Source organism: Actinokineospora terrae (assembly GCF_900111175.1).
Lineage (GTDB): Bacteria > Actinomycetota > Actinomycetes > Mycobacteriales > Pseudonocardiaceae > Actinokineospora > Actinokineospora terrae.
Window position 1 is genome coordinate 333,650 of record NZ_FOGI01000003.1, and the last position, 14,787, is coordinate 348,436.

Annotated in this window: 1 protein-coding gene; it reads right to left on the minus strand. The window is 72.7% G+C overall.

Features of this window, described 5'->3' with window-relative positions:
* Positions 1 to 4 precede the first annotated feature (4 nt).
* Positions 5 to 14,608, minus strand: a complete 14,604-nt coding sequence (locus tag BMY07_RS34825) for a type I polyketide synthase (RefSeq protein ID WP_218150619.1) — start codon at positions 14,606 to 14,608, stop codon at positions 5 to 7.
* Positions 14,609 to 14,787: the final 179 nt, after the last annotated feature.

A 14,787-nucleotide genomic window follows, 5' to 3' on the forward strand; every position in this document is an offset into this window, starting at 1 on the left:
GGTGTCACGACACGCCGAGTTCCTTGTCGATGAAGTCGAAGACGGCGTCGGCGGAGGCCGACTCCAGCCGACCGGCCACCCCTGAGCCGCCGGTCACGGTCTCCAGCAACGCCCGCAAGCGGTCCGCGATCGCGCTGTCGGCCAAGGCCCCCACCGGGAGCGCGGCCACTGTCGCACTGAGACGGTCGAGGTCGGCGATGGCGGCGGCGTCCGGGTCACCCGAGCCGACCAGGTCCCCCCACAGCCGGTCCGCGAGGTCGACCGGTGTCGGGTGGTCGAACACGAGCGTGGCGGGCAACCGCAGCCCGGTCGCGCCCGCGAGCCGGTTGCGCAGCTCGACCCCGGTGAGGGAGTCGAACCCGAGTTCCTTGAACGCGCGCTCGGGACCGACCGCGCCCGCGTCCCCGTGACCGAGGACGGCGGCGGCGTGGTCGCGGACGATGTCCTGCAAGGTCCGGCGCTGCTCCGGCTCGGGCAGCCTGGTCAGCCGCTCGGCCAGGTCGACCGGCTTCGCGGCCCCGGCCCGCGCCCGGGTCGGGGCACTCGGCCGGACCAGACCGCGCAGCAACGGCGGCACGTCCTGGACGGCCTTGAGGTCGAGGTTGATCGGCACCAGGTGCGCGTCCGGCAGGGAGATCGCCGCGTCGAACAGCGCCATCCCCTGCTCGGCGGTGATCGTCGCGCCCGCGCGGGCCTTGGCCGCCTGACCGAGGTGCCCGGTCATGGTGCTGGCCTGCTCCCACAGTCCCCACGCGAGCGACTGCCCGGGCAGGCCCCGGGCGCGGCGGCGGTGGGCGAGGGCGTCGAGCACGGCGTTGGCGGCCGCGTAGTTGGCCTGGCCCGCGGTGCCCAAAGTGGACGAAGCGGACGAGTAGAGCACGAAGAACGCCAGGTCGTGGGCCGCGGTCAGGTCGTCGAGCAGGAGCGCGGCGGTGACCTTCGGGCGCAGCACGGCGGCGAGGCGGTCCGGGGTGAGGGAGCCGAGCACACCGTCGTCGAGAACCCCGGCGGCGTGGACGACACCGGTGAGCCGCACGTCCGCCAGCACCTTGGCGAGGGCCTCGCGATCCGTGACGTCACAGGCGATCGCGCGGGCCTGCTCGGGCATGTCGGCCGGGGCGTTGCCGGAGCGGCTGACCAGCAGCACGTCCCGCACCCCGTGGACGTCGACGAGGTGCCGGGCGAGGAACCCGGCCAGGACGCCGCTGCCGCCGGTGATCAGGACCGTGCCGCTCTGGTCGATCGGGGCGGGCAGGGTGAGGACGTTCTTGCCGACGTGCCGCGCACCCGCGATGTGCCGGAAGGCGGCGGGCGCCTGCCGCAGGTCCCACCCGGTGATCGGCAGCAGGTCGAGCGCGCCCCGGTCGAACAGGGCCAGCACCTCGGCCAGGATCTCGCCCAACCGGTCCGGACCGGCCTCGACCAGGTCGAACGCCCGGTAGCCGGGGAGTCCGGCGCGGATGTCGGTCTTGCCCATCTCGATGAACCGGCCGCCATCGGCGAGCAGCCGCAGCGAGGCGTCGACGTACTCGCCCGCCAGGGAGTTGAGCACGACGTCGAACCCGCGGCCGGAGGTGGCGTGCCGCAGTCGGCCTTCGAAGTCCAGCGACCGCGAGGACGCCAGGTGCGCGTCGTCCAGTCCGGTCGCCGACCACTTGGCCGGGCTCGCGGTGCCGAACGGCTCCGCACCGAGGTGCCTGGCCAGCTGGACCGCCGCCATCCCGACACCGCCGGAGGCCGCGTGCACCAGCACCACGTCGCCCTCGGCCATGCCGCCCAGGTCGACCAGGCCGTAGTACGCGGTGAGGAACGGCGTGGGAACGGAAGCGGCCTCGGCGAAGCTCCACTGCGGACGCATCCGGGCGAGCGCGCGGCGGTCGGTGATGGCCTCGGGACCGAAGCACGTGGTGAACACGCCGAACACGCGGTCACCCGGCTCCACATCGGACACCCCGGTACCGACCTCGAGCACGACGCCCGCGCCCTCGGTGCCCATGCCCTGCTGGTCGGGCACCAGGCCCAGGGTGATCGCGACGTCGCGGAAGTTGACGCCCATGGCCCGCATCGCGACCCGGACCTCGTTCGGGCCGAGGCCCCTCGACGGGTCCGGCACGAACGCGAGGTTGTCGATGGTGCGGTCGCCGAGCACGTCGAGCCTGGTCCCGGGCCTGGGATCCAGGTCGGGCGCGGTGGCGCGGGCGAGCCGAGCGGCGAGCACCTGGCCGCGGCGGATGGCGACCTGGGGTTCGTCTACGGCTAGTGCGGCAGCGAGCGCGGGCCTGGAGTCCGGGTGGTCGTCGAGGTCGACAATCCCGAAGCGGCCGGGGTTCTCACTCACGGCTGAGCGGAACAGGCCATGAGCCGCCGCTCCAGCGAGATCGCGGACGTCCTCGCCCGGGGCCGTGCCCACCGCGTGGTGGGTGAGCAGGACCAGCCGGGAGTCGGCGAAACGCTCGTCGATCGCCCAGTCCTGGGCCTTGACCAGGGCTTCCTGCGCCGCGGCTGCCGGGTCTGACGCCGCCGGGGACCAGAGGACGTGCGCCGGGGCCGGGCCATCGGTCAGGTCGTCGAAGGTGGTGAACTCGACTGCGTCGCCAGTGGTGACGGGGACCCAGTCGACGCGGAACAGGGACTCGGTGTCGCGGGCGGCGGCGAAGGGGCGCAGCGCGAGGGACTCGATGGTGATCACGGGCGTGCCGTGCGGGTCGGTCGCGGTGACGGCGATGGTGTCGGCGCCGAGCGGGCTGATCCGCACCCGCAGGGCGGTCGCGCCGGTGGCGTGCAACGTGACGCCGGTCCAGGCGAACGGGAGCAGGGTGCCACCGCCGAGAAGACCGCCGAGGGAGGCGGCGTGGAGCGCGGAGTCGAGCAGGGCGGGGTGCACGCCGAAGGCGCCCGGTTCGGCCAGTTCGACCTCGGCGTAGACGTCGTCGCCGGACTTCCAGGCGGCGGTGAGGCCCTGGAAGGTCGGGCCGTAGCCGTATCCCGCCTCGGCCAGGGCGGCGTAGAAGCCCTCCGTGTTCAGGGGCTCACCGGTCGGCGGCCATGCCAGCGGCTCCGGGGTGATGGCCTTGTCGCTGAGAGTCGCGGTGGCGTGGGTGGTCCACTCACCGCCCGCCTCAGGTCGTGAGTGGACGGTCAGGTCGGTGCCGTCGCTGCGGACCTGGAGGTGGATGGCGGCGCGCTCGGGCAGGACGAGCGGGGCGCGCAGGGTCAGTTCGCTGACGTGCGCGCCGACGTGCAGGGCGAGGTCGACGAACGCGGTTCCCGGCAGCAGTACCGCGCCGTTGACCGCGTGATCGGCCAACCACGGGTGCGTCGCGAGGGACAACCGACCGGTCCACACAGTGCCTTCGTCACCGGCGAGCGGGACGGCGGCGCCGAGCAGCGGGTGTGCGGCATCGACGAGGCCCGCGGCGGTGACGTCCGTGCTGGTGCCGGGCTTCGGCCAGTAGCGGCGGCGCTGGAAGGCGTAGGTCGGCAGGTCCACGACCCGGCCGCCCCAGTCGCGCAGGACCTCGGTCCAGTCGACGTCGATACCCGCCACGTAGGCCTCGGCGAGCGCGGTCAGCCAGCGGCCGGGTTCGCCGCGGCGCAAAGTGGACAGAACCGTTCCGGTGGCGTCCTTCGCGTCGAGCGTCTCCTGGAGGCCGACCGTGAGCACCGGGTGGGCGCTGACCTCAAGGAACACCGTTCGGCCCGCGTCGATCAGACCTCCGGCCGACTGTTCGAACAGGACAGTGTCGCGCAGGTTGTCGTACCAGTAGCCTGCGTCGAGGCTCGCGGTGTCAAGCGCGGCGGCGGTCACCGCGGAGTGGAACGGGATGGTGCCGGTGACCGGGATGATCGGGGCGAGGTCGGTGAGCAGGCGGTCGCGGACGCGTTCCACGTGGGCGGAGTGCGAGGCGTAGTCGACCGGGATGCGCTTGGCCCTGATGTCGCAGTGGGCGCAGATGGCCAGCAGCTCTTCCAGCGCCTCGACATCGCCGGACACCACTGTGGACAGCGGGCCGTTGACCGCGGCGACGGACAGGGTCGGCCAGGACTCGATCAGCCGTCGTGCGTCGGCGTGCGGGACGGCGAGCGACACCATGCCGCCCTCGACGCCGCCGAGCCCGCAGCAGTCCTCCCACTGGCGGTGCATGTCGCTGAGCGGGGAGTTCTGCGGACACAGCAGCTCGGCGATGGCCTTGGCACGCAGCGCGACGACGCGGGCGCCGTCTTCCAGCGTCAGCCCACCGGCGACGACAGCCGCCGCGATCTCGCCCTGGGAGTGGCCGAGCACGGCGGCGGGCCGGACGCCCACGGAGATCCACAGCTCGGCCAGCGACACCATCACCGCCCACAGCACGGGCTGGACCACGTCGACCCGGTCGAGGTCACCGCCGCGCAGGACGTCGAGCAGCGACCAGTCGACGTGCGGGGCGAGCGCGCGTTCGCACTGCTCGATCCGGTCCCGGAACGCCGGTTCGCCGAGCAGGTCGACCGCCATGCCGATCCACTGGGAGCCCTGGCCGGGGAACACGAACACCGGCCCGGTGGACTTGGCCGTGCCGACAGGCTGCCTGCCGTCCGCGAGTGCCCGCAGGCCATCCTCGCCGAAGGCCACGGCTCGGTAGGGCAGCGCGGCCCGGGTGGTGGCGAGCGTCCAAGCGATGTCGACCGAGTTCGCCTCCGCGGTGGACAGACGGGTGGCCTGTTCCCTCAGCGCTTCGGCCGAGTCCGCCGAGAGCACCCACGGCACGCTCGGGCGTTCGACCGGAGCAGGTTTCTCAGTGTCGGAGAACGACTCCAGCACGATGTGGGCGTTGGTGCCGCTGACACCGAACGACGACACGCCCGCTCGACGCGGTCGCCCCTGGTCCGTCCAGCTGACGGGCTCGGTGAGGAGCCGGACGGCACCGGCGGTCCAGTCGACCTGGCTGCTGGGGGTGTCGACGTGCAGGGTCCGCGGCAGCAGGCCGTGGCGCATCGCCTGCACCATCTTGATCACGCCCGCGACGCCGGACGCGGCCTGCGTGTGGCCGATGTTCGACTTCACCGACCCCAGCCACAGCGGCGTCTCCCGCTCTTGGCCGTAGGTCGCCAGCAGTGCCTGGGCCTCGATCGGGTCGCCGAGCCGGGTTCCGGTGCCGTGGCCCTCGACGACGTCCACATCGGATGTGGTGAGTCCGGCGTCGGCGAGCGCCGCCCGGATCACGCGCTGCTGCGACGGCCCGTTCGGCGCGGTCAAGCCGTTCGACGCGCCATCGGAGTTGACGGCGGTGCCGCGGACCACGGCCAGCACTCGGTGCCCGTTGCGCCGGGCAGCGGAGAGCCGCTCGACGACCAGGACACCGACGCCCTCGCCCCACCCGGTCCCATCGGCGGCGTCCGCATAGGACTTGCAGCGCCCGTTCGGTGCGACGCCGTTCTGGCGGGAGAACTCGGTGAACACCCCTGGGGTCGACATCACGACGACGCCACCCGCGACGGCCATGTCGCACTCACCGCCACGCAGTGCCCGGACCGCCATGTGCAGCGCGACCAGGCTGGACGAGCACGCCGTGTCCACAGTGACCGCCGGGCCCTCAAGCCCGAAGGTGTAGGCGACGCGACCGGAGACGACACTCGCCGAGCTGCCCGTCGCCAGGTAGCCCTCGCTGCCTTCCGGGGCCTCGGCGAGCAGCGAGATGTAGTCATGGCTGTTGGTGCCCGCGAAGACCCCCGTGCTGGAGCCCTTGAGCGACAACGGGTTGATGCCCGCGCGCTCGAAGGCCTCCCAGGACGCCTCGAGCAGCAGGCGCTGCTGCGGGTCCATCGCCACGGCTTCACGCGGGGACACACCGAAGAGCGCGGCGTCGAAGTCGGCCACGTCGTAGAGGAAGCCGCCCTCGTGGGCGTGGGACGACGCGGGGTTGTCCGGGTCGGGGTCGTAGAGGCCGTCGAGCCACCAACCCCGGTCGGTCGGGAAGGGCCCCATGCCGTCCGCGCCGGTGCGCACCAGTTCCCACAGGTCGTCCGGGGAGCTGACGCCACCGGGGTAGCGGCAGGCCATGCCGATGATCGCGATCGGCTCGTTGGGGTCCGATGTGGTGGGTTCCTGCTCTGGCGCGCGCAGGTCACCGGCGAGGTGGTCGGCGAGCGCTTTCGCGGTGGGGTAGTCGAAGACGAGGGTGGCGGGCAGCGGCAGGCCGGTGGCGTTGACCAGGCGGTCGCGCAGTTCGACGGCGGTGAGCGAGTCGAACCCGAGGTCGTTGAACGGGCGGGTCGGCTCGATCGCCTCGGCGTCGCGGTGACCGAGGACGGTGGCCGCGCTGGTGCGGACGAGCGTGAGCAAGTCGCCCGGGTCGACTGGCTTCACCTCGGGCGCGGCGGCCTGCTCGGTGAACTCGGCGAGCAGCGGGCTGGGGCGGGACGTGGTGAACGCCGGGGTGAACCGGGACCAGTCGACGTCGGCGACGGTGACCGTGGTGTCGCCGTGGTCGAGGGCTTTCGCCAGTGCCGCGACGGCCAGTTCGGGGTCCATGGCGGACAGTCCGCGACGGCGCAGGTACTCCTCGGCGTCCTCGGTGACCAGCATGCCGTCACCGGCCCACGGTCCCCACGCGACGGAGGTGACGGGGAGGTCGCGGGCGCGGCGGTGCTCGGCGAGGCCGTCGAGGTAGGCGTTCGCGGCGGAGTAGGCGGCCTGGTTGCCGCTTCCCCAGGTGGCGGCGATGGAGGAGAAGAGGACGAGGTGGGCGGCGGGCAGGAGTTCGTGCAGGTTCTTGGCGCCGGTCGCCTTGGCGCGCAGGACGTCGGCGAACTCACCGAGGCCGGTCTCGCCCAGCGGTACGGCTTCGACCATGCCCGCGGTGTGGAGGACGGCTGTGACGCCGTGGCCCGCGATGGCGTCGGCCAGGGCTTCGCGGTCGGCGATGTCGCAGGACTTGATGGTGACGCGGTCGCCGTGCCTGGCCAGGAGTTCCTGCGCGCGCGGGGCATCGAGGCCGCTGCGGCTGAGCAGGAGGAGGTGTTCGGCACCCCGGTCGAGAGCCAGGTCGGCGGCGCGGGCGGCGAGGGCGCCGGTACCGCCGGTGATGAGAACGGTTCCCTCTGCGTGCCAGGGGTTCGCCGCGCCCGCTGTCGCTCTGGTGAGTCTGCGGGCGTAGACGCCGGAGCCGCGGATGGCGACCTGGTCCTCTACGTGGGTGACGGTGGCGACCAGGCGGGTGGCTGCGCGGGAGTCGAGCGTGTCGGGGAGGTCGACCAGCCCGCCCCAGCGGCCGGGGAACTCCAGGGCGGCGACCCGGCCCAGGCCCCAGAGCGCGGCCTGGTCGGCGTCCACGGGCTGGTCAGCCCGTCCAACGGACTGGGCTCCCCTGGTCACGAACCACAGTGGGGCGGTGTTGCCCGCGTCGCCGAGCGCCTGGATGAGCAGCACCGGCAGCGCCAAGGCCGCGGGGAGGTCCGGGTACTCGGGGTGCGCCCCGCTGAGGGTGCCCGCGATGACGCCGTCGAACTCGCCCAAGACCTGCTGCGCGAGGCTCCAGCGGTCGGTCTCGTCGCCGGTGAGGTCGAGTTCGACGACCTCGGCGCCGTGCCCGCGCAGGGCGTCGCGGACGTCCTGCGGGCACGCGACGGCCAGCCAGGTGCCGAGGTCGGCCCGTTCCGGCTCCTGCACCGGGGTCCAGGTGGTCCGGTACCGCCATGAGTCCACAGTGGATCGGTCGCCCCTGCTCCGCCGCCACGCGGTCAGCGCGGGCAGGACGGCGTCGAGGGTGTCCTGCTCCAGGTCGAGGCTGGCCGCCAGCGCGCTGACGTCCCCGTGTTCGACCGCCGCCCAGAACGCGCGCTCGTCGTCAGCGCCCTCGATGACCGCGGGGAAGGTGTCCAGCCAGAACCGCTGCCGCTGGAACGGGTAGGTGGGCAGGTCCGCGGGCACGCCGCCGCCGATGACGTCCGCCCAGCGGACCTCTGTGCCACGCACCCACACCCCGGCAAGGGCCCGGACCGCGCTCTCGACCTCGCCGTGGCCTGCCCGCAGCACCGGCGCCGCGTGCCCCTCGACGAGGGCGCTCAGCACCCCATCGGGGCCCAGCTCCACGAAGTCGGCGACCTGCCCGGCGACCGCGTCGCCGAACCGCACCGTCTCGCGGACCTGCCGGACCCAGTACTCGGCCGCGTCAACCCTGGCCCCTGTCGCCGTGGGGACCATCCTGATCACCGGCTCGTGGTAGGTCACGGTGGCGGCGACCTGGGCGAACTCGGCGAGCATCGCGTCCATGTGGTGCGAGTGGAAGGCGTGCGAGACCCGCAGGGACTTCGTGCGCCGGGATTGTTCACCAAAACTACGATTCAACTGTTCAACAATCCCACGATCCCCCGATAGGACAATCGAACGATCCGAGTTGACCGCCGCCAGGTCGACGCCCGCGGGCAGGCCATCGGGGAACGCGATCGCCAGGTCGGCCTCGGAGATCTCGACCGCCAGCATCGCCCCGTCCAGCGGGAGGGCCTGCATGAGCCGAGCCCGCGCGGCGACCATGGCACATGCGTCGTCCAGCGAGAGGACCCCGGCGACGTGGGCAGCCGCGAGTTCGCCGATCGAGTGCCCGATGACCAGGTCCGGCGCCAGCCCCCACGACTCCAGTAGCCGGAACAGCGCCACCTGCAACGCGAACAGCGCGGGCTGGGCGTTGCCGGTCTGGTCGAGGTCGTCCCCGAACGGCACCCGGGTGACGACGGCGTCGTAGGCCTCGGCGAACACCGGGTAGGCGGACCGCAGCTCCTCGCCCATCCCCGGCCGCTGCGAACCCTGCCCCGTGAACAGGTACCCCAGCCTGCGCGGCTCGGCGATCCCGCGCGCGACGGTGTCGCCGTCGAGCACGACTGCCCGGTGCCCCAACGCCGCCCGGCCGACCGCCAAGGTATGGGCTACGTCGGAAGCGTTCTGCGACAAGGCATTCAGCGCGCCTAGCTGGGCGTCGAGTGCTGCCTCGGTCTTGCCGGACACCACCCAGGGCGCCACGACGGCGGGTCGGCTGGACTCCTCAGTGCCTTCCGGCGCCTGCTCGATGATCACGTGCGCGTTGGTCCCGCTGACCCCGAACGCGGACACGCCCGCCCGGCGCACCCGCCCGGCAGGCCACGGCTGGGCCTCGCGGAGCAGTTCCACCGCACCGGCGGTCCAGTCGACGTGCGGGGTGGGCTCGTCCACGTGCAGGGTGCGCGGCAGGACCCCGTGCCGCATGGCCATGACCATCTTCATGATCCCGGCCATGCCGGACGCGGCCTGCGTGTGGCCGATGTTCGACTTCAGCGACCCCAGCCACAGCGGCTCGGCCCGGTCCTGGCCGTAGGTCGCCAGCACCGCCTGCGCCTCGATGGGATCGCCGAGCCTGGTCCCCGTCCCATGCCCTTCGACAACGTCCACATCGGACGCGGATAGCCCGGCCGACGCCAGGGCCGCCCGGATCACCCGTTGCTGCGAAGGCCCATTCGGCGCTGTCAGGCCATTCGACGCGCCATCGGAGTTCACCGCGGACCCGCGCACGACGGCCAGCACGTCGCGCCCCTGCCGCCGCGCCTCGGCCAGCGGCATGACCAGCAGCGCGCCGACCCCCTCGCCCCAGCCGGTCCCGTCCGCGGCACCCGCGAACGACTTGCACCGCCCGTCACCGGCGAGCCCGTTCTGGCGGCTGAACTCGGAGAAGATGTCCGAGCTGGTCATCACCGCGACCCCGGCGACGAGTGCCATCCCGCACTCGCCCGCCGCCAACGCCCGCATCGCCAGGTGCAGCGCGACGAGGCTGGACGAGCAGGCAGTGTCCACAGTGACCGCCGGACCCTCAAGCCCGAAGGTGTAGGCGACCCGGCCCGACATGACACTGCTGGACGTGCCCGTCAGGTAGTGCCCCTCGGACCCGCCTGCCGTGTTCATCCCGACCCCGTAGCCGGAAGCCGAGGCGCCGACGAACACGCCGGTATCGGTGCCGCGCAACGAGTACGGGTCGATGTTGGCGCGCTCCAGCACCTCCCACGCGGCCTCCAGCAGCACCCGCTGCTGCGGGTCCATCGAGGCGGCCTCACGCGGGGAGATCCCGAACAGGTCCGCGTCGAAGGTGGTCGCGTCGTAGACGAACCCGCCCTCCGGCGCGTACGGCCCGTCCACGGTCCAGCCGCGGTCGGTCGGGAAGACGGACACGCCGTCGACCTCGTCGCGGATCAGCCGCCACAAGGCCTCGGGGCTGTCCACGCCGCCCGGGAAACGGCAGCTCATCCCGACGATGGCCACCCCGTCCGATTCCGCGTGGCCGACCCGGGTCACCGCGCTCGCGGTGGTGGTGTCCTCCGGGTGGAGTTCGGCGAGCAGGAAGTCAGCCAGTGCGACCGGGTTCGGGTAGTCGAAAACCGCGGTGGCGGGCAACGCGATCCCGGCGACGGCGGTGAGCCGGTTGCGGACCTCGACGGCGGTGACCGAGTCGACGCCCAGGTCTTTGAACGGCCGGTCGGAGTCGACCGGGTCGGAATAGCCGAGGACCACGGCGGTCTCGTGCCGCACGGCGTCCACGACGAGCCGCCGCCGCTCGGCCGGGGTGCGGTCGGCCAGCGCCCGGACCAGCGGCGCCCCCGCGGGCACGTCCGAGGCGACGACGACGTCCGGCGCGAACGCGGCGAGCAGCGGGCTGGGCCGCGAGGTGGTGAAGGTCGGGACGAACCTGGTCCAGTCGATGTCGGCGATGGTCACGGCCGTCTCGCCCGCGTCGACCGCGGCGGCCAGACCGGCGAGGCAGCGCTGCGGCGACATCGGGTTGATGCCCCGGCGCCTGAGGTACTCGCCCGCACCGCCTCGGGTTGCCATACCGGCGTCCGCCCAGGCTCCCCAGGCGATAGAGGTCGCCTTCAGGCCGCGTGCCTGCCGAGACTCAGCGAGAGCGTCGAGGTAGGCGTTCGCGGCGGCGTAAGAGGCTTGGTTGCCGCTACCCCAGACTCCGGCAATCGAGGAGAAGAGGACGAAGAGTTCGGCGTCGCTCAGGAGTGCGTCGAGGTTGGCGGCGCCGAGGACCTTCGCGCGCAGCCCGTCCGCGAACTCGGCAACGTCCGTTTCGTCCAGCGGCACCGAGTGGTCCACCCCGGCGGCGTGCACGACACCCACCACGGGGTGTGCTGCCAGGACTGCTTCTAGCGACGCCCGGTCAGCGACATCGCACGCCACGACCGGTGCACCCAGCTCAGCCGATAGCTCTGCCGCGCCCGGGGCGTCCATCCCGCGACGGCTGGCCAGAACGACGGAGGCACCCCTACCGACCAGCCATCGTGCGACCGAGGCACCCAAGGCCCCAGTGCCGCCGGTGACCAGCACGGGTCCAGCCAGCTTTAGCGGCGCCGTGGCGCGTGGCTCGGCCGATCGCTCCAACCGGCGGCCGAAGACACTCGACCCACGGACGGATACCTGGTCCTCGCTGCCACCCAGCGCGGCTACCAGCGCGGCGGGGTCGCCTCCGGAAGGCAGGTCAACCAGCCCACCCCACCGCGTTGGAACCTCTAGCGCCGCGACCCGACCCAGGCCCCACACCTGCGCCTGAACCGGATCGTCCAACCCGCGCGTGACGCACCACAGCGGCGCGGTTACCCCAGCGTCGCCGAGAGCCTGAACGAGCGTGAGGGTGCCACCGACGCCGACCGTGACCGCGTCGTCGTCGATGTGCGGTCGGTCGTCGAACGCCAGCAGGGACACCACACCGTCTGGGTAACCGACCTCGCGCATGCGTTCGGCCAACGTCCACCGGTCAAGGTCATCGTCCGCGAGCACGATCTCGACCGCTTCGACGCCTCTAGCCGCCAACGCGTCAAGGCACCACTGTCCGTCCACGCCCTCGGTCCGCACCACGGCCCAGGTCCCTATCGCGCCCTGTCCGGGCGTGAACGGTTTCCAGTCGACCCGGTAGCGCCAGGACTCGGCCGCGACGACGGGGGCCGATAGCCAGTAGTGCTGCCGCTGGAACGGGTACGTCGGTAGGTCTACCTGCACACCACCAGCGGCGAAGACCGACCAGTCGACCCGCACACCCGCGACGTGCGCCTCAGCGACGGCGGTGATCCAGCGGCGCAGGTCACCCTCGTCGCGGCGCAACGTGCCCAATGCGACGGCGGCCGTGTCCTGCAGGCCGACGGTGAGCACCGGGTGCGGGCTGACCTCGATGAACACGGTGTGCCCTGCCGCCAGCACCGCCGAAGTGGCCTGGTCGAACCGCACTGTTTCCCGCAGGTTGCGATACCAGTAGGCCGAGTCGAGCGCGGTCGTGTCGACGATGTCGCCGGTGACCGCCGAGTAGAACGGCACCTCGGCCGACCTGGGGGTCAGACCGGCGAAGTCCAGCCGGTCGCGCAGCCGCTCGACGTGTGCGGAGTGCGACGCGTAGTCCACTGGCACCCGCCGCGCGCGCACGCCCGCGTCCTCGCAGTGCGCCAACAGCTCGTCCAGCCCGGTAACGTCACCGGACACCACAGTGGACTGCGGCCCGTTGACCGCGGCCACCGACAGGCCCGGCCACCGCTGCACCAGCGTGGCGGCCTCCTCGTGCGGTAGGGCGAGCGACACCATGCCGCCGGTCCCACCGAGGACCTCGGCGATCGCCCGGCTACGCAGGGCCACCACCCGCGCGCCGTCGGCCAGGCTCAGCGCCCCGGCGACCACCGCCGCCGCGATCTCCCCCTGCGAGTGCCCGACCACGGCCGCGGGCGTCACCCCGACCGAGCGCCACAGCTCGGCCAGCGACACCATCACCGCCCACAGCACGGGCTGGACCACGTCGACCCGGTCCAGGTCGCCCGCGCGGACGACGTCGAGCAGCGACCAGTCGACGTACGGCGACAGCGCGTGCGCGCACTCGGCCAGCCGCGCGGCGAACACCGGCGAACCGGCCAGCAACCCGGTCGCCATGCCCGCCCACTGCGAGCCCTGACCTGGGAAGACGAACACCGGGGCTGCCTCGGAGCGGGCGACCCCGGTGATCACGTTCACCGCGGACCCGGCGCGCTCGACGGCGGCGAGACCGGCGCGGAGTTCGTCGACCGAGGTGCCGACGACGACGGCGCGGTGCTCCAACCCGGCGCGGCCGGTGGCCAGCGACCAGGCGATGTCGACCGGCCGTTCGTCCACACCGGACAGAGCGGCCGCCGCGGCGCGCAGGGCGTCGCCGGTGCGGGCGGCGACCGGCCAGGCCACGACGGCGGGCGGCGCGACCGGGGCGGCCTCGGCGGGCTCGAGTTCGGCTTCCTCGATCACGATGTGCGCGTTGGTGCCGCTGACGCTGAACGACGACACCCCGGCGCGGCGCGGGCGCTCGGGGTCGCGCGGCCACGGCGACGGCTCGGTGAGCAGCTCGACCGCCCCGGCAGCCCAGTCCACGTGCGGGGTGGGGGTGTCGACGTGCAGGGTCTTGGGCAGCAGGTCGTTCTGCAGCGCCTGGACGACCTTGATGATCCCGGCGGCACCCGCGGCGGCCTGGGAGTGGCCGAGGTTGGACTTCACGGATCCGAGCCGCAGCGGACGGTCGCGGTCCTGCCCGTAGGTGGCCAGCAGCGCCTGCGCCTCGATGGGATCACCGAGGGTTGTACCGGTGCCGTGCGCCTCAACGGCATCGACGTCGGCCGGGGCAAGACGGGCGTTGGCGAGCGCAGCGCGGATGACCCGCTCTTGGGAGGGGCCGTTGGGTGCCGTCAGTCCGTTAGAGGCTCCGTCGGAGTTGACTGCCGTGCCGCGCACTACAGCGAGGACCCGGTGCCCTCGCGCCTTCGCGTCGGCGAGCCGCTCTACGACCAGCACGCCCGCGCCCTCGGCCCACCCGGTCCCGTCAGCGGCGGCGGCGAAGGCCTTGCAGCGGCCGTCAGCGGCTAGGCCCTTCTGGCGGCTGAACTCGGTGAAGATGCCCGGGGAGGTCATCACGGTGACGCCACCGGTCAGCGCCAGATCGCATTCGCCGGCGCGCAATGCCTGCACAGCCAGGTGAAGTGCGACAAGGCTGCTGGAGCAGGCAGTGTCAACGGTGACGGCAGGGCCTTCTAGCCCCAGGGTGTAGGCGACCCGGCCGGAGACGACGCTAGGGGCGTTACCGGTGAGCAGGTGGCCTTCGGCACCTGGCGGTAACTCGCGAAGGCCAGCGCCGTAAGCGGAAGACGACGAACCGATGAACACGCCGGTACGGCTACCGCGCAACGACAGCGGGTCGAAACCGGAGCGCTCCACGGCTTCCCACGCGGTCTCCAGCAAGATGCGCTGCTGGGGGTCCATCGCGACCGCTTCGCGCGGGGAGATGCCGAACAGGGTGGCGTCGAACTCGGCGGCGGAGTGGACGAACCCGCCCTCACGCGCGTAACTGGTGCCCGGCGCGTCGGGGTCGTCGTCGAACACGACGTCCCACCCGCGGTCGGTGGGGAACGGCGAGACCCCGTCCCGCCCCTGCGCGACCAGGTCCCACAGCTGCTCCGGGGAGGTGACCCCGCCCGGGTAGCGGCAGGCCATGCCCACGATGGCGATCGGCTCGTGCGGCCTGTCCTCGGCCACCCGCAGTCGGCGGCGGGCCTGGCGCAGGTCGGCGGTGAGGCGCTTGAGGTATTCCAGATACTTCTTCTCGTCAGTCACCCGATGCCACCTTCTCCAGGGCCGACGTCCGCGCACAAAACCCGCCTGCCCGCCGCCGATAATCGGCGGGCATTCCGGGGCCAGAACACGACTCAGACCCTAGGAAGCACCGTCCTGGCCGGACAACCCCCTAGCCCCCCTAGCTGACCAGCCGTTAGGGGCTTGACACCCCGGGGCGG